The 21,155-nt window shown below is 34.3% G+C and carries 26 protein-coding genes and 2 other RNA genes; 17 read left to right on the top strand and 11 right to left on the bottom strand.

From position 1 onward, the window contains the following. The first annotated feature begins 210 nt into the window (after positions 1 to 210). On the top strand, positions 211 to 471 hold the full coding sequence (locus ASM33_RS07360; RefSeq protein ID WP_410543246.1) for a GIY-YIG nuclease family protein: 261 nt from the start codon (positions 211 to 213) through the stop codon (positions 469 to 471). A gap of 151 nt (positions 472 to 622) precedes the next feature. Here ASM33_RS07360 and ASM33_RS07355 read toward each other — a convergent pair whose 3' ends face one another. The 6 genes from ASM33_RS07355 to ASM33_RS07330 all read right to left on the bottom strand — a co-directional run bounded on the left by ASM33_RS07355 (position 623) and on the right by ASM33_RS07330 (position 5,051). Beyond that, a complete protein-coding gene (locus ASM33_RS07355; protein WP_110409742.1) occupies positions 623 to 1,258 on the bottom strand; it encodes an SURF1 family protein in 636 nt (211 codons plus the stop codon). Between the two features lies 1 nt (position 1,259). Continuing rightward, positions 1,260 to 1,736, bottom strand: coding sequence for a bacterioferritin (bfr, locus tag ASM33_RS07350; RefSeq protein WP_110409743.1), 477 nt, complete (start codon positions 1,734 to 1,736; stop codon positions 1,260 to 1,262). A 59-nt stretch (positions 1,737 to 1,795) separates the two neighbouring features. Beyond that, the gene (locus ASM33_RS07345) at positions 1,796 to 2,290 is read right to left on the bottom strand and encodes an RDD family protein (RefSeq protein WP_110409744.1); all 495 of its coding nucleotides are present in this window, start codon (positions 2,288 to 2,290) and stop codon (positions 1,796 to 1,798) included. 1 nt (position 2,291) lies between these two features. Continuing rightward, entirely contained in the window at positions 2,292 to 2,930 is a 639-nt protein-coding gene (locus ASM33_RS07340) for an HAD family hydrolase (protein ID WP_110409745.1), read from the bottom strand. Between the two features lie 288 nt (positions 2,931 to 3,218). Next, entirely contained in the window at positions 3,219 to 4,310 is a 1,092-nt protein-coding gene (locus ASM33_RS07335) for a hypothetical protein (RefSeq protein ID WP_110409746.1), read from the bottom strand. Between the two features lie 240 nt (positions 4,311 to 4,550). Then, positions 4,551 to 5,051 (bottom strand): hypothetical protein, encoded by a 501-nt coding sequence (locus ASM33_RS07330; RefSeq protein WP_110409747.1) that lies wholly within the window; start codon positions 5,049 to 5,051, stop codon positions 4,551 to 4,553. Between the two features lie 75 nt (positions 5,052 to 5,126). Between ASM33_RS07330 and miaA the strand changes: the two genes are divergently transcribed. Next, on the top strand, positions 5,127 to 6,011 hold the full coding sequence (gene miaA, locus ASM33_RS07325) for a tRNA (adenosine(37)-N6)-dimethylallyltransferase MiaA (RefSeq protein ID WP_110409748.1): 885 nt from the start codon (positions 5,127 to 5,129) through the stop codon (positions 6,009 to 6,011). Positions 6,012 to 6,014: 3 nt separating this feature from the next. Here the strand turns inward: miaA and ASM33_RS07320 are convergent, their stop codons facing one another. Beyond that, positions 6,015 to 7,172: a hypothetical protein gene (locus ASM33_RS07320; RefSeq protein WP_110409749.1), complete on the bottom strand. Its 1,158-nt coding sequence runs from the start codon at positions 7,170 to 7,172 to the stop codon at positions 6,015 to 6,017. A 166-nt stretch (positions 7,173 to 7,338) separates the two neighbouring features. Between ASM33_RS07320 and dnaN the strand changes: the two genes are divergently transcribed. The 3 genes from dnaN (at position 7,339) to ASM33_RS08415 (ending at position 10,220) form a co-directional block, all read left to right on the top strand. Continuing rightward, the gene (gene dnaN / locus ASM33_RS07315) at positions 7,339 to 8,496 is read left to right on the top strand and encodes a DNA polymerase III subunit beta (protein WP_110409750.1); all 1,158 of its coding nucleotides are present in this window, start codon (positions 7,339 to 7,341) and stop codon (positions 8,494 to 8,496) included. Positions 8,497 to 8,801: 305 nt separating this feature from the next. Continuing rightward, on the top strand, positions 8,802 to 9,770 hold the full coding sequence (locus ASM33_RS07305; RefSeq protein WP_110409752.1) for an IS110 family RNA-guided transposase: 969 nt from the start codon (positions 8,802 to 8,804) through the stop codon (positions 9,768 to 9,770). Between the two features lie 198 nt (positions 9,771 to 9,968). Next, a complete protein-coding gene (locus ASM33_RS08415) occupies positions 9,969 to 10,220 on the top strand; it encodes a hypothetical protein (protein WP_110409753.1) in 252 nt (83 codons plus the stop codon). On the opposite strand, the gene truA is transcribed toward ASM33_RS08415, so the two are convergent. Continuing rightward, complete coding sequence (gene truA / locus ASM33_RS07300) at positions 10,194 to 10,931, bottom strand: tRNA pseudouridine(38-40) synthase TruA (RefSeq protein WP_110409754.1); 738 nt, start codon at positions 10,929 to 10,931, stop codon at positions 10,194 to 10,196. The genes ASM33_RS08415 and truA overlap by 27 nt on opposite strands. 95 nt (positions 10,932 to 11,026) lie before the next feature. Here truA and nuoI point away from each other — a divergent pair, with 95 nt between their 5' ends. From nuoI to ASM33_RS07260, 9 genes are all read left to right on the top strand, one after another. Then, positions 11,027 to 11,509: an NADH-quinone oxidoreductase subunit NuoI gene (gene nuoI / locus ASM33_RS07295; protein ID WP_110409755.1), complete on the top strand. Its 483-nt coding sequence runs from the start codon at positions 11,027 to 11,029 to the stop codon at positions 11,507 to 11,509. Beyond that, a complete protein-coding gene (locus ASM33_RS07290; RefSeq protein WP_157956393.1) occupies positions 11,509 to 11,916 on the top strand; it encodes a hypothetical protein in 408 nt (135 codons plus the stop codon). The genes nuoI and ASM33_RS07290 overlap by 1 nt, the downstream gene beginning before the upstream one ends. After that, positions 11,909 to 13,810, top strand: a complete 1,902-nt coding sequence (gene thrS / locus ASM33_RS07285; RefSeq protein ID WP_110409757.1) for a threonine--tRNA ligase — start codon at positions 11,909 to 11,911, stop codon at positions 13,808 to 13,810. Before ASM33_RS07290 ends, thrS begins: the two co-directional genes overlap by 8 nt. A 12-nt stretch (positions 13,811 to 13,822) precedes the next feature. Next, positions 13,823 to 14,341 (top strand): translation initiation factor IF-3, encoded by a 519-nt coding sequence (gene infC, locus ASM33_RS07280; protein WP_110409758.1) that lies wholly within the window; start codon positions 13,823 to 13,825, stop codon positions 14,339 to 14,341. Positions 14,342 to 14,415: 74 nt separating this feature from the next. Then, the gene (locus ASM33_RS08410; protein ID WP_157956392.1) at positions 14,416 to 14,556 is read left to right on the top strand and encodes a hypothetical protein; all 141 of its coding nucleotides are present in this window, start codon (positions 14,416 to 14,418) and stop codon (positions 14,554 to 14,556) included. Between the two features lie 16 nt (positions 14,557 to 14,572). Further along, the gene (locus ASM33_RS07275; RefSeq protein WP_110409759.1) at positions 14,573 to 15,562 is read left to right on the top strand and encodes an SGNH/GDSL hydrolase family protein; all 990 of its coding nucleotides are present in this window, start codon (positions 14,573 to 14,575) and stop codon (positions 15,560 to 15,562) included. Between the two features lie 76 nt (positions 15,563 to 15,638). Then, a non-coding RNA gene (gene ssrS / locus ASM33_RS07270) (6S RNA) lies at positions 15,639 to 15,800 on the top strand. 19 nt (positions 15,801 to 15,819) lie between these two features. Next, positions 15,820 to 16,281, top strand: a complete 462-nt coding sequence (locus ASM33_RS07265) for a type II toxin-antitoxin system RatA family toxin (protein WP_110409760.1) — start codon at positions 15,820 to 15,822, stop codon at positions 16,279 to 16,281. A gap of 52 nt (positions 16,282 to 16,333) precedes the next feature. Continuing rightward, positions 16,334 to 17,035: a thioredoxin domain-containing protein gene (locus ASM33_RS07260; RefSeq protein ID WP_110409761.1), complete on the top strand. Its 702-nt coding sequence runs from the start codon at positions 16,334 to 16,336 to the stop codon at positions 17,033 to 17,035. A 26-nt stretch (positions 17,036 to 17,061) separates the two neighbouring features. Here ASM33_RS07260 and ASM33_RS07255 read toward each other — a convergent pair whose 3' ends face one another. Continuing rightward, positions 17,062 to 17,340 carry a hypothetical protein gene (locus ASM33_RS07255; RefSeq protein ID WP_110409762.1) on the bottom strand — a complete coding sequence of 93 codons (279 nt, stop codon included), beginning with the start codon at positions 17,338 to 17,340 and terminating at the stop codon, positions 17,062 to 17,064. A 263-nt stretch (positions 17,341 to 17,603) separates the two neighbouring features. On the opposite strand from ASM33_RS07255, the gene ASM33_RS07250 reads away from it, so the two are divergent. Beyond that, positions 17,604 to 18,251 (top strand): O-methyltransferase, encoded by a 648-nt coding sequence (locus ASM33_RS07250; protein ID WP_110409763.1) that lies wholly within the window; start codon positions 17,604 to 17,606, stop codon positions 18,249 to 18,251. A 1-nt stretch (position 18,252) separates the two neighbouring features. Here the strand turns inward: ASM33_RS07250 and ASM33_RS07245 are convergent, their stop codons facing one another. Further along, positions 18,253 to 18,906: a glutathione S-transferase family protein gene (locus ASM33_RS07245; RefSeq protein WP_110409764.1), complete on the bottom strand. Its 654-nt coding sequence runs from the start codon at positions 18,904 to 18,906 to the stop codon at positions 18,253 to 18,255. Continuing rightward, on the bottom strand, positions 18,903 to 19,301 hold the full coding sequence (locus ASM33_RS07240) for a hypothetical protein (RefSeq protein WP_112477245.1): 399 nt from the start codon (positions 19,299 to 19,301) through the stop codon (positions 18,903 to 18,905). The genes ASM33_RS07245 and ASM33_RS07240 overlap by 4 nt, the downstream gene beginning before the upstream one ends. Before the next feature lie 61 nt (positions 19,302 to 19,362). Here ASM33_RS07240 and ffs point away from each other — a divergent pair. After that, positions 19,363 to 19,455: signal recognition particle sRNA small type (gene ffs, locus ASM33_RS07235), an RNA gene on the top strand. A gap of 21 nt (positions 19,456 to 19,476) precedes the next feature. Then, the gene (gene dnaX / locus ASM33_RS07230) at positions 19,477 to 21,153 is read left to right on the top strand and encodes a DNA polymerase III subunit gamma/tau (protein WP_110410548.1); all 1,677 of its coding nucleotides are present in this window, start codon (positions 19,477 to 19,479) and stop codon (positions 21,151 to 21,153) included. Positions 21,154 to 21,155 lie beyond the last annotated feature (2 nt).

Raw genomic sequence — 21,155 nt, 5'->3', positions numbered from 1 at the left:
ATAGAAGGCTTTTTAGTTCCTTAAGGAATATATAGCTGAAATACCCGACGTCATACCGCGAATGAATCCACAACTGTACGAACATCCCGTAAAGCGATAGGTCTTGTGTTAAGTATCAACTATTGGTATCATCCGAATGCTCCGCATCGTGTCATCCCAGTGCGTGACACTGGGATCTAAATTTTATGAAAAATTATTATATTTATATACTTGCAAGTAGACACGGCTCTGTATATAGGCATTACGTCGAATTTAATTAAACGAGTTTGGGAGCATAAGAACAAGGTTGTTTCTGGTTTTACGTCGAAATACAATGTGCAAAAATTAGTTTATTTTGAAGAATTTCAAGACATAGATTCAGCTCTTAATAGAGAAAAACTTTTAAAAAGTTGGAAAAGGGAATGGAAAATCGATTTAGTTGCAAGGAAAAACCCAAATTGGTATGATTTATATTATGAGATTACTCAGTGAGATCCCAGTGTCACGCACTGGGATGACAGGAGGAGTGCTAATGAAATGACACCAAAGGTTGATGTTTTTGGTTTACTTTCTCGCTAAATTAGACGTTCGTACAGCTGTGGATTTATTCGCGGTATCTCGTCTTGGGCTTATACCTTACTACTTACTCTTTGCCATGCACTTGAGTATGTACAAGGCTTTGCCTGTAATAAACTACACACATAATTGACAAAATTAAGCAGAGCGAGAACCAAGTTATTGCATACTCCAAATGCTTCAATGGCTCTATAACTAATTTACCACTGAAATCATCCTGCCATAATATGCACTTCTCTAGTCTAATGCTGAGTTCGTTAGAAATTTCTTCTGTATTCAAGGTAAACCACATATTGGATGAAGTATCGTTTTTGATAAACCAATTTTTGCTTTTATTGCTATCACAATATAAAGTTCCACCTGCAATTACTTTTTCAACCTTTGTTGCTCTTTCTTTTTTTGTGGTGACTGTACCTTTATTGACTAGCATGTAATTTCCAGAAGAAAGCAGCATAGGGGAAAGCACATGATACCCTCGTTGCCCAGCAAAAACATATAGTTCTATGTTACTCAGCATTCCATCAATTTTAACGTGCCTATAATTGAATTCTTCAAGATCATTATCACGTGAAAGATGCACAATTGGAAGACTCATGCTTTTGATAATATTATTCTTCCAATTCAGCCTAGACAATTGCCATAACCCCAATAAAAAAAGGAGTAAGCAAGGTATAATAAAAATAAAGATTATTTTTTTTAACACTCTATATTTGTGTTCTTAAATAATTTTCAACACCCATTAGCCCAATAATATCAATCTGTTTCTCGATCCAATGGAAATGCTCTTCCTCATTTTTGAGTAGCTCTTCAAGTAACATCACACTTACAAAATCCTTTTCTTTTTCAGCAACAGAGATTGCCTCTCTTATACTTTCTATACCTTTTTTCTCTAATTTCAAATTAGCTGCTAGAACATCTTTTATGGTATCTTTTGTGAATTTTCCATCATACTTTGATACTTCATTTGTGTCTTGAAAATTTGGCACGCCTTTGAGCAATAAAATCCTTTCCGCCAATTTATTTGCATGCTCGAGCTCTTCAGTGAGTTCATTTTTCATCTTCTCTGCAAACCTATCAATTCCATTGTTTTTAAAAATCGAAAAATGTAAAAGATACTGACGCACAGAGGTCAATTCATTTGTCAACAATTTATTTAAATGCTTTACTATCTCTTCACTCATAATCTTCCTTTAGTTTAACCTATTAATATAATCTATATGACAATGATGATTATAGCAATTCATTTAATTGCTCCTTTTACAACAACTGTATCAAACAGCATATCATGAAACGTCTGTTTCTTTATAGATAAACAAGCAACTAGATACCAACAAATAGTGAGAAGCATTATAGATGCCTTTAATATACTTAAAACATTTACTAATACGTCTTCCTCTTGAAAAAATTCAATAATGACAATTATTATGTTACTGAGTAGAGGGAGAAAAAACTGAGAAATGCTCCTATCAAACGCTAACCCCAAGTCTATTTTGGAGTTGTCTACGTTAACTGTGTATATATTCATCAACTGTTGACCAGGAGTTGCTTGAGCCTTTGATGATATAAAGTGAGTGAAGTAACTACAATTGAGGCATATATATAATAGATGGAAAATTAATGGAAAATCTTTCAGCAATATTACAATTAATAGTGTTGGAATTAATAAAATTGCTGCATCTATTAAATATGCAAAAAAACGTCTTTGTATAGTAGCAATCTCTGCAGCAGCGGTCATATCACCTATCTTCTAAATACTTTATTATAAAATCTGTAAGTTTATCAAAATGTTGAAAACATAACAAATCTTCATAACCATTTATCGATTGACCATATATAATCGGTAAGCAATTAGCACTTTGTGCACAAAAAATGTCTGTTATGCTATCGCCAACAAAAAACACATTCTCTTTATTTATTGGTAACGTGCTTTCTTCTAAGGCAAATAATAGCGGTGTCGCAGATGGTTTATCTTCTGCTGTATCACCTGATCCAACTACTCTATCAAAGTATGAATCTAACTTAAAGTAGGCAACTTCTTCACGTAAATTAGTATTTTTCTTATTACTTACTATTGCTAGATAAACATTGCGGCTTTTCAGTGCTTGCAACATTTCCTCTACCTGTGGATTCAGAGTAATATTTTGCAGGAGCGCCTTATCTAAATATTGTTGATATATCTGATTTGCTTTTTTCCACTGATCGCCAAATAAACTCACCATATAGCTCTTTCTTGATTCATGAGAATTTCTATCCGCACTTTTATTGCTATATCCCATCAAATTTATAGTATGCTTGATAGCGTTGAAAATGTTATCTTGAGTGTCAACTAAGGTGTTATCCCAGTCAAATACTACTGCTAATTTGTTAGTGTTCATATTTATATTGTTATATATTTCAAGTTAATAAGTAAATAGCATTTTAATAAAAAAAATGTGAATATAGCTTAAATACTGCACTTTTAATTTGTTGTATAACTCAAATTATTTAGGTATAGCTACGACTCAGGGAAAATTTTTTGTTGTCATTTCACCACGTTACATCAAAATCCAGGAATTTTCTTTTAAGAATTGCTTGCACTAGGTACACCGAAATAAATCCGCATAAGGATAAAAATCTGTGGTAATTTATAATTTTGAAAGAACTTTAATTCCTAAATCTAAGATTTATTGAATAATACGTGGACCATCATTGCCGTCCCGTGCTGCCTTTTTGTCCTCTACCATCTGTTGCCATTGAGTAGATTGAGCTTGCCCAGGTCGCTCTATTAATACTTCCTCAAGCGAAGCACTAGACTTTCCACTTTTCTCAGCTCCTTTTGTAAGTGGAGAGTGCACAATCTCACTAATACCGTTACTGATTTTTTCACCCAATTCCTCCTCTTTCTTCTTAGCTTCTTCTTCTTCGCGCTTAGCTGCTAACTCAGCAGATTTTCCCACTATATCTTGCTCGTGACATGAAAAACACTGATCTTCTTCGGAACCAGGATTGTATACAGTACCTTTTTTATCGTTTGAGACAAGATTTTTTGCTTCCTTATACTCAGCACTAACAAAAGCAATAACAGCAATTGATATCACTACAATATGAGGGATGGTAAAAAGACCAAACACTCCTATTGGACCGCTTAATAGCAGCGCAAGAGCAAAAAACAGAATTGGAAGAAAAGATTTACGTAAGAATCGTTTCGTCATCCCTTCATTAGTCAGTGCAGGCTTATCATCATCTTCTTCTTTTTTACCTTTACCAAAAACCTTACCCAAAATTGGTATTTTTTCTAATAATCCATCTTTAATGGACTGCCAAAAATTTTTAGTATCTATTTTTATTCCAAATGGCTTGCCAACAAGCTTTTTGAGTGAATCTACAGTTTCTGTACCACGTATATCATCTATACACTCATTTACTATTTCTCGTATTTTAACTTCGTTTAAACTCTTTTCACCAGCTAAGTTTTCTGCTCTGATCTTTTTATATACTGAAAGTAAAAACTGAGGAAAATTTTCCTCACTGAGCTCTTTTATCTTTTTATGATCAACATTATTGAATATAGTTTCATGGTTTGTTAACATGAAAACTAAATGTTCCTTCTGACCTTGTGGAAGCTTATCCCAATCCCTATACGTTTCTAGCCAACGCAAAAAACTACCATATGCTACCCTGCGTCCTTCAAGGATTTCCTTGTTTTTACCAGTTGCCTGAACAGGACTCTCCAAAAATGTAGGATCTTTTGTTCGTGGCGTTGATATAGCTGTCATAACATAACCATTTGCGTTTACTATGCTTTAATTCTAACATACTTTCCATACTAATTCAAATAATTTATGCTCTTGAAGCCTATACACGATCTAAAAGATATGGCATGCCGCCGAAATGGCTTCCAACATGGTGCAAATGCTACTAGGAAGGGGAGTATAGCTGATTCAGATGCTTATGAAAAAGATTAATAAAACATTAAACCACGTATCAATTCGAAAGCTGATGTTATCCTAAATTCGCTATAATCCAAACTCTTCGTTAATCTTATCAACTATATCTTGTGGTGGATCTTCTCCCCACCCTGAATATAAAATCTCTCCATAATCTGCAACATCCATAGAGCCAGTTCTGCTTTTTGCAAGAAACATTTCTCTTTTTTCTTTATCAACTAGTACATAATGCCACGCCGATTTTCCACGATCTTTCCCACGCACTAAATATATGAGATCTGATCTGCTTTTCCTTGTTCTTTTAGCAAAAGACCCTTCCCCATCATCAGTTTCCTCCTCCTTCTTTGTGCGTTTTACACTTGCAGTGTCAGAAAAAGGCTCTGGTGGAGCAGGCTTTTGACCTGCCAATTCAGAAATCTTGCCTTTTGCTCCCAGTGCCTGCTCTTTGGTGTTCCCAGATGAATACTTGCTGGCAAATCCTCCACCTGAAGTACTACCAGAACTTTCATCATCAGAAGTTTTTCTTGTAAAACGTTTAGTAAACGAATTATCGTCTTCTTTTTCTGCCATAAAAATCTCCAAATTTTAGATTATAGAATCTAAACTTTCATTATACTGTATCATATGTTAATTAAATTAATATAAATGAGAAACAATATAGTAATTATTACAGGAATTACGGCTTCAGGTAAATCAGAATTATGCAACAACCTGATAAAAAAATATAATAGCATTACTGTAATCAATTGTGATTCAAAGCAATTATATAAAGAAATTCCCATAATAACTGCTCAACCGCAAAAGCAAGAAGGATTTTATAAACTGTATGGCTACGTTTCAGCAAAAGAAAATTATTCTGTGGGTCTGTGGTTAGAGGATTTAAAGAAAGAAGTCAATAATGCACTTGAAAGCTCGCAAATACCCATTATTACAGGAGGAAGTGGGCTCTACATTAGCAGTTTAATCAAAGGCTTATCTTCAATACCACAAATAAGCCAGGAAGTAAGAAAAAATGTCAGTGAACTGAGTGAAAAATTAAGCAAAGAGAAATTCTACGAATTAGTGCTAAGCAAAGACCCAAAAATTCAAGGTAAAATACTCATGAATGACTCACATCGCCTTTCAAGAGCGCTTGAAGTTATTACTGAAACTGAAAAGTCAATTTTTGCATGGCAAGAAAATAGACAGCCTCCTTTGTTCAATAATTATAAGATATACACTATCTTACCTGAACGAGAATATGTATATCAAAAAATAAACTCCCGCTTTATAGAAATGATTGAGAATGGAGCAATTGATGAAGTAAAAGAGTTGATCAGTATGAATCTGAATCCACACCTACCAGCTATGAAAGCACATGGAGTGCCAGAAATTATAAGGTATTTAAACGGTGAAATTACTCTGAAAGAAGCAATACAAATTGCACAGATCAATACAAGGCACTATGCGAAACGTCAATACACCTGGTTTAAGAATCAATTTCCGAACTCTGAAATAATTGACTGTACAACAGAGTTCGAAATGTTTTAATTACTATTGGACGCGTATATGTGCGCCAACTTGAGTAGGTAGTTGCATACTTTCGAAATGTTCATTTACCTTTAGTGAATCACCTAAATTATGTTTTATTTTTGTCTTGAAATTAAATCCTAGCTTTTCACAGCATTTCTGGAAACATTCTTTAATAATGTCAAACACACTCTTATCACCAACTTTATAATCTTTCAACTCTCGAGGAACAGTAAGCGACAGCTCACCATCTTTATATGTTACACCATCTTTACCATTTTGAGACTCAAGTGTAAAGTCTAGTGAAAATGACGCATCACATATTGTTTTGGAATTCTCTCCGGTATAATTGATAGGCATTTTTGGAATTTTACACTCAACTTTCACAGAATTCGAATTTCTGCAGTTAATATATACATCTCTACTAACACTATTGTCATTAACATCCATAAGTAACTCGTGTTCACTAAAAAGCTTTACCATAAGTGGTGCGTACACAAATTCATAACCCGCTTGATTACAATTGGTGATTAGCTCTTTTAAAATGGCATCACTTGGGACTTCTGCTCCAGCATATTTGAATATTTCCTTAAAAACTTCTTTTGCAAGTGAACGGTAATCCTTGTTTTTATCTTTTTCTGTTGGTAATAGATCAATGTGCTTTTGGCCAATATTATAAAATCTTTCAAACTCTTCCTTATATGAGCCAGTTTTTTGCTCAGCAGTAGTTTTTGGATTTTTGCAATGATCCTTCCACAACTCAGCCAATGCATCCTTTGCAAACTCTTCCTCAAGATCTTTGAGCACTGAAGCAACAAAAGCTTGACCAAAATCTGTATCTATTTCTCTTGTTTCTTTTTCGTTAAATATATCATTATATCTGACCTCAGTAGCATGTATAGCGCCACTATTAAAAAGTTTGCTTTCCCTATGCTTAGCTCCTTGCTTCAATGCAATAATAAAATTATTATCTATTTCTTTTCCATTAATAATAAAATTCATCCTACCAAGATCAAGATACATCTGTTTACCAGAATGTGCTGATTTATTGCCTGGATCTGCTCTTAATTTACCAAAATCTAATTCTTTAGCTGTAGCCTCCAATGTAACTACTGGACTGGCGTTATTTCCATTTACCTCAACTTTAGTAGCTATTGGACTAGTGTTGTTTACCTCTGTCATAATTCATACCTTACTATAAAATACTATAAATTATACCCTATGAATTATTAATAATTTGATAACAATGCCTATTATAGACACTATGACATGGATAAATCTCTTGTGAAAAACGCTTTACTTAAAACAAGGTATAGATATCATCTAGAATATATTTTTGGGCTTTATAATGTCAGAGATTGCAGATTTAGATATAAAAATTGAGAAGCAAAATCCTGTGCATGAACAATTGCATTTTAGTGTAAGCCGCACAAGTCTTTTGAATACGCTTTCCAGAGTAAGTGGTGTAGTTGAAAGGCGTAACGCAATAGACGTTTTGGCATGCATAAATATCAAAGCACAAGGTGGTAACATAAAACTAATGGCTACAGACCTTGATATTTCAATATTTGCTTCGCTTCCTGCAAATATATTTACAGAAGGAGAAGTGAAAATCTCAGCACATACTTTGCACGACATAGTAAAAAAATTACCTGCTGATTCGGATGTCAATTTTGAAGTGAATAATCAAGGAAAGTTGTTAATGTCTTGTGGAAATGCAAACTTTTCTTTACCGAACGTGATTTCAGACAAATTTCCTGCACTAGAGGAAGATGATTACAAATATGATTTCACTCTACTAAATACGGACCTGATAGATCTATTAACCAAGACGAAATTTGCTGTGTCGCTAGATGATACTAGGTACAATTTAAATGGAATATACATGCATACAGATGAGGAGTTTCTCTGCTGTGTTGCAACTGATGGTCATCGTTTATCATGCATAAAGAAAGGCAAGCCTAGCAATGTAAGTGATGAATTTGGTGTGATAATTCCACGCAAAACTGTTATGGAATTATTGAAAATATTAGATGAGTCCGATAAAATTAATATAAAACTTTCAGAAAGAAAAATTAAGTTTACGTGTGGGGAGTATGTTTTAATATCAAAATTGATAGATGGAACTTTTCCAGATTATAAAGCAGTCATTCCAGCACTTCAAGGCAAATATATGATTATTGAAAGCAAAAAACTTTCAGATGTTATTGATCGAGTTTCCGTTGTTGTATCTGATAAAGTAAAATCCATTAAATTTTCGTTGCAAGAAAACAAGTTAACTTTACATTCAAATTCTGAGGAGTGCAGCAATGCAACTGAATCTATAGAAGTGGATTATAATGATACCCCTATAGAAATAGGGTTTAATTCCCGTTATTTGCTCGATGCTCTTTCTTGCATAAAAAATGAATGTAAATTTAGCTTGATTGATGGTAATGGCGCTACAGTAATAACTGACGAGAGTGATCCGGATGCACTCTATATAGTAATGCCAATGAGGACTTAAAACATGAGACTTCTTGTATCACTGTTATTTGAGTAAAAAATTAGCATCTTGGTTCGGTGTCATTCCAGCGCTTTTTCCTGTCATCCCAGTGCGTGACACTTGTATCTTTATGATGTGAGGCATTAGAGCTAAAATACCACGCAGGAAGGGTGAAGCCGACTTGACACTAACGCCAATAAGGCCGAATTCCAGATTTTGCTCCCCTCCCATAGAGTTAAAAGACTGAACAGTATCTTTGGAATTATATCCCGTATTACAAGGTTAGTCTAAACTCTCAGTTTATTTATAGTCTTGGAGGTAATTTTATGCAAGTAAATGCTATTTTGGGTGTGGATATTTCAAAAAAGAAATTTGATGTTTGTTTGCTGATGGACAATAAAAAACGACACAAAGTCTTTCAAAATAATCAGGATGGCTTTGCAAAGCTTGTGGTTTGGTGCAATGGCCATGGAGCAAATCTTATTCATCTGTGTCTTGAGGCAACTAGCTGGTATGGGGAAGATTTGGCTACTTTTATGCACGATTTAGGGCATAATGTTAGTATAGTAAACCCGGCTCAAATCAAGGCTTTTGGCAAAAGTGAGCTGCTCAGAAATAAAACAGATAAATCAGATGCAGCTATGATAGCTAGATTTTGTATTGCGAATAAACCTGCTCTTTGGAAACCAATTGCACCTGAAATGAGGCATTTAAGAGATCTTTACCGTTGCCTGCAATCGCTAAAAGATGATATGTTGCAGCAGACAAATCGCTTGGAAAATGAAAATATGCATTCCAGCTGCAAAGAAGCTATATCTAAGGTAATTTTGGCAATAGAGGAGCAAATTATTGTTCTCGAAACAGAAATTAATGAGCATATAAATCACTATCCACATCTAAAAAATATGGTAGAAAACCTCAAGACTATAAAAGGTATAGGACATCTTACTGCTGTTGCTGTTATTGCAGAAATGCCAGCGGTTGATAATTTTGACAATGCTAAGCAATTTACAGCTTTTGCTGGTCTAAATCCAGGACATTATGAATCTGGATCGTCTGTAAGTAAGAGAAGTTGCATATGTAAAATAGGATCTGAGCGCGTCCGAAAAGCCCTTTATATGACAGCTATAGTAGTCAAAAACCATAATAATCATTTTCAAAAATTTTGTCAGCGTCTAGCAAGTAAAGGTAAATGCCCAAAAGTCATAGTCCTTGCGTTAATGAGAAAATTAATGCATGTCTTTTTTGGTATTCTTAAAAACAATCAACCATTTAATTGTAATTTAGTTGGATAATTTGTTTGACATCAAAGACAGTATCTGGGATCTAGCGAACTTTGTTGGCTTTGTTGCATAGCAATTAGAAAATGTAATAGTTAACGACTGATTTTATTGTAAAATGGTTATAATTAAGGGCTTTGTTGCATCGCTCAAAAATACTACACGTTTTTCTCATTCCAGCGCGTGACGCTGGAATCCATTTACGTATTTTCAATGTTAACAACGTATTATATGCAACCTTTGCTTGCTGGATCCAAGTGTCAATGCACTTGGATGACAAAAAAAGGGGAAGTTTTATTAATAACTTCAAATCTTTCTGTAGCTATGCAACAAAGCCGGATGACAAGAGGAGGACTACTTGATACACCAGTAGTTAATACTAAACATCAATCCTATCGCTTTATGGGATATTCAAGCACTGCAATGACAGATAGCTTCTCAGTAATCTATTCTTACCAAATATAGGCCAAACGGTGGCGCAGTAACTCCAGCAGCGCTTCTTTCACACTGATTTAATATTCTTAGCATTTCTTGTGGGTCAGTTTTATTTTTTCCAAATTCAACCAAAGTACCTACAATAATTCTTACTTGATTGTGTAAAAAAGAAAGTGCGGATATTTTAATATATATATGACTACCATTTTGTATAATATCGATATCATCAATTGTTCTGATTGGATTTGCAGCTTGACAATCTTTTGAGCGAAAACTTGAAAGATTATGATTTCCAAGCAAATATTTAGCAGCCGCGCGCATAATATCCACATCAAGTGGGTTAAATACTTGCCACACATACCCAGCTTCCAGGGCTGCAGGAGCATAACGGTTAACTATTCTGTATTCATAGTGTCTCTTTTTTGCTGAAAACCGTGCATGAAACCTATCATTCACAACTTCTGCACCTAGTATAACTATCGGAATTGATTTTAAATGATAATTTATTGCATTTCTTACTCTATAAAGCTCAAATTCCTTTTGCATATCAAAATGAGCAACTTGCTCTAAGGCATGAACCCCTGCATCAGTCCTTCCACCGCAATGTAAAGCAACTTTCTGGCCACTAAAGTTAAATATAGCATTTTCTACTGTTTCTTGTATTGAATTTGCAGAATGTTGCTGCTTCTGCCAACCAGAAAAATTACTGCCATTATATTCTATTGTTATTTTATATCGCACTGTTACTTAAGAAGTGCCTACCAATTTCTTTGAAAAAACTCTTTAAAAATTTTATGATATAACTTATAGTAATAAATATAATTCATTGGTACATAATGCGCAAGAAATTAATTTGGTATTGGTTTTTTGTAGAGTTAATTAAAGGCTTTGCTATTACACTCAAATATATGTTTAAGCCGAAGGTTACTTTAAGGTATCCTATGGAAAAAGGTCCTTTGAGTCCAAGGTTTCGTGGTGAACATGCACTTCGTAGATATCCAAATGGCGAAGAGCGGTGTATCGCTTGTAAATTATGTGAAGTTATTTGTCCTGCTCAAGCAATTGTGATTGAAGCAGAAGAAAGAGAGGATGGTAGCCGTCGCACCACGCGTTATGATATTGATATGACAAAGTGTATATACTGCGGACTTTGCCAGGAGGCATGTCCAGTTGATGCAATTGTAGAGGGACCTAATTTTGAATTTGCTACAGAAACAAGAGAAGAATTAATGTATAATAAAGAAAAGCTTTTGCGTAATGGTGATATTTGGGAAGATGCAATTGCACTCAGATTAAAAAAAAATAAACCATACTACTGATGTTAAAAATTTATAGCTTTCAAATCATTCTACCGTCATTCCAGTCTTCCTTCTCTTGTCATCCAAGTAGCCATCCCCTTGTCATCCCAGTGCGTGATACTGGGATCTATCTTGTTCTCATTATGGAAGTTATTTTAACATATGTTCCTAGAATCTCTGTTTCAGTAACCATATGGTGTCATCCCAGTGCCCAGACACTGGAATCCAGGTATAAAAATATTTGCAAATTGTGCAATGGACAACAGATTTTAGGAGCATATAACGTCCACTGTGAAAATAAGATAGATCCCAGTGTCACGCACTGGGATGACAAGGGAGAAGGTTACTTGGATGACAACCATAGAGTTACTCAAATGACACCAATGTTGGCTTCCATTGATTATCTAAAAGGATCGATAAATGATTAAAATTGCTTTCACATCTGAAAAAATGATAGAGAAATATGACAATAAAGTCACTGGCTTTGACATATTGCACAATGATATTCTAAAAGAAGCAATTGCACTCAAAGTAAACGGTGAGTTATATGATCTTGCGCGCGCAATTGAATTCGATGCTGAGGTAGAGGTTATACGAGTCAGTGATGAGCTAGGCTTAGATATAATAAGACATGATGCTGCTCACATTATGGCGCAAGCAGTCAAAGAGCTTTTTCCTGGTGTTCAGGTTACCATTGGACCAACAATTCAGGATGGATTTTACTATGATTTTGCTACGGATCGTGCCTTTACTCCGGATGACCTGACTGCAATAGAAAAAAAAATGAAAGAGATCATAAAAAGCAATCACAAGTTCATTCGAGAAGTTTGGACCCGTAAGCAGGCAATTGATTTTTTCAGTAGTATAGGTGAAAAATATAAGGTTGAAATTATTTCCTCTATACCAGAGGATCAAAACTTAACTGTCTATAAGCAAGGTGATTTTATTGACTTGTGTCGTGGTCCGCATTCACCGTCAACAGGTAGAGTGAAAGCATTTAAGTTGATGAAAATAGCAGGTGCATATTGGCGTGGCGACTCAAGTAAGCAAATGTTGCAGCGCATATATGGCACGGCATGGAGAAATAAGGATGAGTTGAACACTTATGTAACACGCTTAGAGGAAGCAGAAAAACGTGATCATCGGAAAATCGCTAAAGATATGGATTTATTTCACATCCAAGATGAAGCAGTAGGGCAAATTTTTTGGCATGAACAAGGATATACCTTATATAACGTTCTTGAGTCTTATATAAGAAAGAAATTGATAAATAATGGCTATTTTGAAGTAAAAACTCCTATTTTGGTAAGTAAAGAACTGTGGGAAAAGTCAGGGCACTGGGACAAATTTCGTGAAAATATGTTCGTTGTTGACGAGTCTGAAAATAAAAAGTTAGCAATAAAGCCTATGAATTGCCCTTGTCATGTGCAGATTTTTAACTCTCACACCAGGAGTTATCGTGATTTACCAATACGTATGGCAGAGTTTGGCACATGTCATAGAAATGAAAGTTCAGGTTCATTACATGGGCTTATGCGAGTTCGTGGTTTTACGCAGGATGATGCTCACATCTTCTGCACAGAGGAACAAATTAATTCTGAAACTGTAAAATTTTGTGACCTTTTGAAAGAAGTATATACAGAGCTTGGATTTAATGAAGTCTCAGTAAAATTTTCAGATCGTCCAGACGTCAGAGCTGGAACAGATGAAGTGTGGGATAGGGCTGAAAAAGCATTGCTTGAAGCTGTTAAAGAGGCAGGACTGAGCTATGAACTGAATCCAGGTGAAGGCGCGTTTTATGGTCCTAAGTTAGAATTTGTCCTAAAGGATGCAATAGGAAGAAGCTGGCAGTGTGGAACATTGCAGGTTGATTTTATTTTACCGGAACGGCTCGGAGCTTTTTATATAGGAGCAGATGGGCAAAAGCACCACCCTGTTATGCTACATAGGGCAATTCTTGGAACTTTTGAACGTTTTATCGGTATCTTAATAGAAAATTACGCAGGAAAATTTCCACTTTGGCTTGCTCCTACGCAACTTGCTATACTTACCATTACCAATGAAGCTGATGAATATGCTATGGAAATTACTAATATTCTTAAAGAGCATGGTGTTAGAGTTAAGACTGATTTAACTAATGAAAAAATTAATTATAAGATACGCTTGCATAGTTCAAATAAGGTACCTATATTATGGGTTATAGGTAAAAATGAAGTTGCAGGTAAAACTGTGTCAGTCAGAAATTTAGGGTCGGAAAAACAAGAATCTTTTTCTCTTGAACAAGCTACCCAATTGCTATTAAAAAATATTAATTTAGGTTAAAGGAGTAGGAATTTGTCAGTTAAAAAAAATAACAAAAATAGAATTAATGAGTTCATCACGGCCAAGAAAGTCTTTTTAGTTGATCACAATGGTGAAAAGGTCGGGACTACATCGATAGAGCAAGCTTTAGAATCCGCACGAAGTATCGGTTTGGATTTGGTAGAAATTGCACCTGATTCAGATCCTCCAGTGTGTAAGATTTTGGATTATAGTAAACAAAAATATGATGCAAAGAAAAAAGCAAGTGAAGCAAAGAAGAAGCAAAAAACATTAACTACAAAAGAAGTTAAAATCGGTCCAAATATTGGTGATCATGACTATGGAACAAAATTGCGCCAAGCAAGGGATTTTCTTGAACATGGTCATAAAGTTAAGGTAACAATGAGGTTTAGAGGTAGGGAACTTATAAACACTGATGTTGGGTTGGAAAAATTAGAGCGACTCATTAGAGATACTGAAGATGTTGCAAAGGTAGAATTAGCACCTAAAAGAGAAGGGAATCAATATCTCTTAGCGCTGGCTGCTAAATAGATTTCTTAAATTAATGCATTGAGGATTGAGAACGCTTAATTAGAGTTCTTTCGAAACTCGCTTATGAGTTGCAAGTGCTAGGAGCACACGAAGCGGAAAACCGCAGTGTATTGAACATACATGAGGATTTGAGCACCGAAGCGACAACGCAATTTCCCACAGAAGTAGGGTTTCGAAAGAAGTCTAGTAAATTCAAAAAATTCCATGAGAATTAATTGATAGGAACAAGTTATGGGTAATAGAATTGATAATAACGAGTTAAAATATAGAAACTTTTATGTTTTAGGTGATAGCTTATCTGATACTGGTGGACTTCCTGAAATTTTAAGTCATTTATCCTTTGCTAGAAGCGTAAAATTTGATGAACCTTTTTACCAAGGTAGATCCTTCAGCAATGGTCCTATGGCTGTTGAATATGTAGCAAAACATTTAGGTTTTGAAGAGTTTCAATCTGGATGGAAGTTTTCTATGTTTTGTACAGAATACGAGCAAAAAGGACAAAATTATTCAGTTTCATATGCGGCAGCATCTGAAATTTCCAATCCTACTTATTCTTACTTCTTCAATAAATTTCGATTAGCAAATCAATTAAATGCATTAATTGAGCATCATCCAGATATAGGAGAAGAAGATTTATTTCTTATCATGATTGGTGGAAATGATGTTATGTTTGCTTCTACCTATGATAGTAGTAAAGCAGAAGAAATATTAGAACAAGCAGTGAGCGAAATATGCAACGCTCTTAAAACACTTAGCAAGCATGGTGTTCAACATGTCATTGTTGCAAACGCACCTAATATTGGGTTAATACCAGCTTTTAATAAAAACGAAAAGGCAAAAGAATTCGCAACGATGCTCACAAATGATTTTAATAAAAAACTGTCTGACAGCCTGGAAGATATTAAGAAGAAATGCACGAATCTCGACATAAAGAAATTTGATCTTGATTCTAAAATGAAAGACATGATTGATGAATATAAAGGTAAGGGCTTAAATTATGAAGATGCCTGCATATCAGACATTGCAGATGAAATTGGTGGGTTTGCAGAAACTGCAAAAATACTTTTTAAGCTAGTCTTTGAAGGAAAACTTGAGGCTCGTTACAATCATGGATGCAGCCAAGAAACACTGAAAGATCATTTATTTTTTGATTACTTTCATCCAACTGCAGAACCTCATCAGAAAATGGGAGATGAGTTATATGAGTTGATAAAAATTTAATCTTTACTTTGCTATGCTATATTGAACGGCCTAATATATCTATAGACATGCCGTGCGTAAATTTGTTATAATTATTACGGATCTGTTCTATTCGTTATGAGTTAAGTTAAATTTCCCGAGCGATAATTTCTAGAGAAGGGAATTGCCTCTGTTGGCTCCATTGGAGCTAGTATGCGATGCCCACCTTAACTTCAGGTCTCAGGAATCTACTAAGGCTGACGGTAGATACGGATCCTACTTTGATATGTATTAAATTCATGTTTCATCAATACAAAGAACAAGGCATTTTTCTCTGTTCGCCAGATGAAGCATTTCAAACTGTAATTGATGTTGAAAGATATCCTGATTTTGTTCCTTGGTGCAAAGCAGTGCATATAAAAGAAAAAATTGATAACAAAATGATTGTAGATCTTCTAGCTTCTTTTCAGGGGATTAAAGGAAGATATACATCAGAAGTGGATTCTGTTCATCCAAGCGAAACAAATGAAGGCTGGATAAAGGCTGTATCATCAAATGGAATATTCAAGCATTTATACAACGAATGGCAATTCATTCCAGTAGATGAAAACAAAACTATGGTAAAATTTTATATAGAGTTTAAATTTAAATCGAGCTCGTTTTCAATCCTGCTAAATTCAGTATATAAATATACCCAGAGTAGGATAATCGCTGCATTTAAAGACAGGGCTGAAAGGATCAACAAACAAAAGTTATCTTGACATTATTCGACTAAGTGCATAGTTTTTTAGTAAGTTAAGTATTTATATTATAATGATTTTTAGACTACTACTCTTATTAATTTTCATATGCGTTAATTCTTATGCAGTCGTTAAGCAAGATTTATCAGATAACCGCTACAATCAAAAAAAAATCAACGAAATAACGGCTAAAGAATTACTATCACCATTACCTGATGATAAATTATTAGGAGATCCTAAAGCGCCAATTCTAATGGTAGAATACGCTTCATTAACTTGTTATCATTGTTCTCTCTTTCACAAAGATGTTTTTCCTAAAATTAAAAAGAAATATATCGATACAGGTAAAATGTTATATATATTTCGGCATTTTCCTTTAGATTATCGAGCACTAAAAGCTGCAATGCTAAGTCATTGTTACGAGAAACAAGAAGATTACTTTAATTTCAACAAAGCTGTTTTTAATTCAATAGATTCATGGAATTATTCCAATTTAAGTGATTTAACTGTATTACAAAGAGTTGCTAGATTAAGCAATTTAAAGCAAGATGCGTTTAATCAATGCATAAACGATAAAAAAATAATGGACAAAGTTATAACTGATAAGTCACTTGCAATCAATAAGCTTGGCATAATGGCAACCCCAATATTTTTTATCAAGTCTAACGATGATAAATTGGTAGAGCATGATAAAGTTAAGCACGAAGGATATAAAAAGCTCTCATACTTCACTAATGTAATAGATGAACTATATAATGAAGCTACAGTAAAGTAATACCACTGTAGCTTATCAAACAAAATCTATGCTGAGCCGTCGTTTTTTGTTATAGTTTGTTGTTTTTTACGCTCGAACTCCCTTTTTTTACTATGCCAAGTATAGTAATACATAGCGATTTTGTTTTCTATTAAAACTATAGTTCCGTCATAAAACAAAACCATATCCATAGCTTTTTTTTGTGCATAATCGAGATATTCTCTGAATTTCTCACGATAAGCTGGATTGTGCAGCAACGCAATTCCTTCATCTTTGTTAGACTTTTTACTTAGTGTGTCAACTTCACTAGTGATATTATAAGACATATAACCCCCTCTAATTGATTATAAAAATAGGTACCTTAAAAAAAAGAGAATGCACATAAGCAATCCCCCATAATTGTAGAATAGCAATTCATTAACTACTGTACTACTTAACTATAATACGATATATAATAATTTTTGTCACTTAAAATTTTACGTTATAAAATAATAACTTAAAATAAATATTTTTATTATTTTAAACTATATTATGATATTTATAAATTTTATATGAAACAAACCTACTTAAATTTATAGTACAAAAGATAATGCGCAATAACTTTAATCAAAAATTATTATACATAAGAAATTTATTTTCCAAGGAATATAAAAAAATAGGAGAATATTGTATTTCTGAAAAAAAGCAACACATTCAAATCAGCCCTGAGGAAGCAAAGCTACTCAGCTTGTTTATAAAGATCAATAAAGTAAAAAATATTGTGGAGGTGGGCACTTTATATGGGTACTCATCGATTTGTATGGCAAAAGCTCTGCCTGATGATGGTCACGTATACACAATAGAAAATAATCCTGAGCATTCAGAAATAGCAAGAAAAAATTTTAGTGCTTTTAACTTGAATAATAAAATTACTTTAATAGAGGGTGATGCTCTTGAAAAGCTTAATGAGCTATCAATAAATGCACCATTTGATATGATGTTCATCGATGCTGAAAAAGGTGGCTATCCTAAATACTTAGATTGGGCAGAGTTATATGTAAAACAAGACGGGCTGATAGTAGCAGATAACACTTTACTGTTTAATACAGTGTTTTTGGAATCACCTACAGAGGAGGTATCAAAAAAATCATGGCACGCTATGAGAGAATTTAATAATAGATTATCAGATGAAAATAAATACCATTCCATTCTAATACCAACTGATGAAGGAATGACTGTTGCTCTAAAGCTAACATAAACTAGAAATCAAGTTCAATATAATGTTTAGGAGGAACCAAACCAGAAACTCTATCTGATAATATCTCGCGAAAACAAGGCCTTGATTTAACAATGGAATACCATTCTTTTATAATTTCGCTTTTTTCCCATGGGAAGCTATTCACGTAGTCCATTACAGAAATATGTGATGCTAAAGTAATATCAGCTAAAGTAAACTTATCTGTTGCAAGCCAAACATTTTCATTAATCAAGTGTTCAATATACTCTATATGGCAAGACAAATTATGTTGAGCAGCATGAAGAAATCTAGAATCGGGGCTGCGATTAATAATTACTTTTTCATTCATAATGTATTTAGTAACTTCATTATAAAATTTATTATCAAACCAATTGATTAAAGCACGCACCTTAGATTTAATGGTAACAGATGAGCCAAGCAACTTAACGTCGCTATAGTACATTTCTTCTAGGTATTCACAAATGGCATTACTGTCTGTTATAATAGAGCTGTTGTCTACCAATACTGGCACCTGCCCAGTTGGGTTAACTTCCATAAACTCATCACGTTTTTCCCATGGATTTTCATACACTAAATCACAATTCAATTTTTTTTCTTTCAAAAGAGCTCTCACTTTTCGTGAAAACGGACAAAGAGGAAAGTGATATAAAATCATAATACCCCTCTTTTATCATACCAGTATCTTTTTTCCGTGCCATCACAGTGTCTTCTCTCAATTTCATCCCAGTGTTCTCTTTCCCTCTCATCCCAGATCCTCCTCTCCATGTCACCAAAGTGCGTTTTTTCTATGTCATCCCAGTGTCTTTTTTTTCTGTCATCCCAGTGCGTGACACTGGGATCCAGATATAAAAATATTTGCAAATCATGCAATGAACAACGGATTCTAGGAGTATATGTTAGCAACAATGCCAACAAGGTAGATCCCAGTGTCACGCACTGGAATGACATAGATAATGGTTGGGATGACAAAGGTGATGGTTGTGATAACAACCATTGAATGACAGTTAACTTTTCGTTTATTTTAAAATGGCGTTGCAAGAAATTTAACATATAAATTATAAGTTTAGCAACAGGATATACCTTGCTAAATAAAAAAAAAAGTATAATATTTTATTAGGTATGCAGGCAGAAACTCTGTAACTTAGGTCAGATCAGAAATGAAGCAGCCATATCAGAATCTTTTTGGGTTGCATACCTATTTAATTATTTCGTTTACCTTGAAGCTATGAATATAGCATTAAAATATCGTCCTAGTAGTTTTAAAGACCTAGTAGGCCAAGATATATTAGTGCGTATATTAAAAAATGCTTTCACTTTAAACAAAATCCCACAGGCAATACTGCTGTCCGGTAGTAGTGGAGTTGGTAAGACTACCACTGCACGAATAATAGCTTTATGCTTGAATTGCTCTTTAGGACCAATTTTTGAACCTTGTGGTTCATGTGGAAATTGTTTGGCAATCAAAAATTCCAGCCATCCAGATGTTATCGAGATCGATGCAGCAAGCCACACTAGCATTGATGATATAAAAGTAATCCTAGGAGATATTTGTTACTCACCTATAAGTTCTAAGTTTAAAGTATATATAATAGATGAAGTACACATGTTATCGAGCAGTGCATTTAATGCATTGCTTAAAACTCTAGAAGAGCCACCATCCAATGTAAAATTCATCTTAGCAACCACAGAAATAAAAAAAATACCAATAACTATTATTGCGCGTTGTCAAAGATTTGATTTACATAACATCCCTATGGCCAAAATAGTAGAGCGTTTAAATTATGTTGCACAAAAAGAGAACTACTCTACTGAAAACAGAGCATTAGAATTAATCGCACATCACTCTGGAAATTCAATGCGTAATGCCTTGTTTTTGATGAATCAAGCAGTGCTATATAGTAAAGATGGTGCTATATCCACTACAAATGTGATGAACATACTTGGGTTAGTGGATAGAAGCACTATATTTGATCTGCTAGAAGCAATATTGGATGGCGATGTACAAAAAGCTTTAATGATATTTGATAAGGCCGTAGAGACAGCAACCCCGCTTGATATTTTTGAAGATCTGCTCCAAACAATTCAGTTAGTATGCCGCTTTTTAATTACGAAAGAAATCAATAGTGCGGTTACAGAATATGAAATCAATAGAATAAAGGGCTCAAGCGTAAAGAAGTCCTTAATATTTTTTTCGAGGTTGTGGAAGGTGCTCCTTAAAGGTATTCAAGATATAAAAGCTTCAACATGTAACGATATTGCGGCTGAAATGATGCTAATTAGCCTCTGCTACCTTTCTGATCTACCTTCTCCAGAACAGGTAGTCAAAAAAGTTCTTTCACAAAATGCAGGGCAAGGAAATAGACAGGGCAGACCTGTTGCACCTTCCCCCTCTGTCATCCCAGTGGCTGACTACTCGGATTCAAAAAAATATATGGAAAATAAACAACAAATTCCCTCTGTCACCAGAGTAGCGGACTACTCGGATCCAGAGAAACACATAGAAAATAAACAACAACCCCCATCTGTCATCCCAGTGCGTGACACTGGGATCCATGTGGAAAATAAACAACAAAATTACGATTTTGATAAGATTGTGCAACTATTACGGCAAGATAATCAAATTTATCTTTACAAACAGATGTGTAATGATCTACAATTAATAGGTTGTAAACCTGGGTATTTAAAATTAAAAGCTGTATCTAAGTTAGACAGTAATTTTTGCAATGATTTAAAGAGCTACTTAAGTCAAGTAACTCGGCAAGAATGGGTGGTTGAAGTTGATACATATTATACAGGCGGTACTTATAATAAAGTTAGTAATTTAACTGATGTGCCTGCAGTTAAGGAAATACTTGAGAGTTTTAAAGGTGCAAAAGTGGTTAATATAGAAAATAAGGAGTAGAT

Source organism: Wolbachia endosymbiont of Folsomia candida, from assembly GCF_001931755.2.
GTDB lineage: Bacteria > Pseudomonadota > Alphaproteobacteria > Rickettsiales > Anaplasmataceae > Wolbachia.
The sequence above is the reverse complement of the archived record's forward strand: the minus strand, read 5'-3'. Positions and strand labels throughout refer to the sequence as shown.

What these genes read in the sequence shown, in the direction of transcription:
- dnaX (WP_110410548.1), top strand. Translation starts at nt 19,477, where the DNA reads ATGAATATAGCATTAAAATATCGTCCTAGTAGTTTTAAAGACCTAGTA.
- ASM33_RS07305 (WP_110409752.1), top strand. Translation starts at nt 8,802, where the DNA reads ATGCAAGTAAATGCTATTTTGGGTGTGGATATTTCAAAAAAGAAATTT.
- ASM33_RS07345 (WP_110409744.1), bottom strand. Translation starts at nt 2,290, where the DNA reads ATGACCGCTGCTGCAGAGATTGCTACTATACAAAGACGTTTTTTTGCA.
- ASM33_RS07250 (WP_110409763.1), top strand. Translation starts at nt 17,604, where the DNA reads ATGCGCAATAACTTTAATCAAAAATTATTATACATAAGAAATTTATTT.
- ASM33_RS07340 (WP_110409745.1), bottom strand. Translation starts at nt 2,930, where the DNA reads ATGAACACTAACAAATTAGCAGTAGTATTTGACTGGGATAACACCTTA.
- bfr (WP_110409743.1), bottom strand. Translation starts at nt 1,736, where the DNA reads ATGAGTGAAGAGATAGTAAAGCATTTAAATAAATTGTTGACAAATGAA.
- ASM33_RS07290 (WP_157956393.1), top strand. Translation starts at nt 11,509, where the DNA reads ATGTTAAAAATTTATAGCTTTCAAATCATTCTACCGTCATTCCAGTCT.
- ASM33_RS07240 (WP_112477245.1), bottom strand. Translation starts at nt 19,301, where the DNA reads ATGTTAAATTTCTTGCAACGCCATTTTAAAATAAACGAAAAGTTAACT.
- ASM33_RS07245 (WP_110409764.1), bottom strand. Translation starts at nt 18,906, where the DNA reads ATGATTTTATATCACTTTCCTCTTTGTCCGTTTTCACGAAAAGTGAGA.
- miaA (WP_110409748.1), top strand. Translation starts at nt 5,127, where the DNA reads ATGAGAAACAATATAGTAATTATTACAGGAATTACGGCTTCAGGTAAA.
- ASM33_RS07330 (WP_110409747.1), bottom strand. Translation starts at nt 5,051, where the DNA reads ATGGCAGAAAAAGAAGACGATAATTCGTTTACTAAACGTTTTACAAGA.
- ASM33_RS08415 (WP_110409753.1), top strand. Translation starts at nt 9,969, where the DNA reads ATGTTAACAACGTATTATATGCAACCTTTGCTTGCTGGATCCAAGTGT.
- ASM33_RS07255 (WP_110409762.1), bottom strand. Translation starts at nt 17,340, where the DNA reads ATGTCTTATAATATCACTAGTGAAGTTGACACACTAAGTAAAAAGTCT.
- ASM33_RS07335 (WP_110409746.1), bottom strand. Translation starts at nt 4,310, where the DNA reads ATGACAGCTATATCAACGCCACGAACAAAAGATCCTACATTTTTGGAG.
- ASM33_RS07265 (WP_110409760.1), top strand. Translation starts at nt 15,820, where the DNA reads ATGTTTCATCAATACAAAGAACAAGGCATTTTTCTCTGTTCGCCAGAT.
- ASM33_RS07320 (WP_110409749.1), bottom strand. Translation starts at nt 7,172, where the DNA reads ATGACAGAGGTAAACAACACTAGTCCAATAGCTACTAAAGTTGAGGTA.
- thrS (WP_110409757.1), top strand. Translation starts at nt 11,909, where the DNA reads ATGATTAAAATTGCTTTCACATCTGAAAAAATGATAGAGAAATATGAC.
- ASM33_RS07260 (WP_110409761.1), top strand. Translation starts at nt 16,334, where the DNA reads ATGATTTTTAGACTACTACTCTTATTAATTTTCATATGCGTTAATTCT.
- nuoI (WP_110409755.1), top strand. Translation starts at nt 11,027, where the DNA reads ATGCGCAAGAAATTAATTTGGTATTGGTTTTTTGTAGAGTTAATTAAA.
- dnaN (WP_110409750.1), top strand. Translation starts at nt 7,339, where the DNA reads ATGTCAGAGATTGCAGATTTAGATATAAAAATTGAGAAGCAAAATCCT.
- ASM33_RS07275 (WP_110409759.1), top strand. Translation starts at nt 14,573, where the DNA reads ATGGGTAATAGAATTGATAATAACGAGTTAAAATATAGAAACTTTTAT.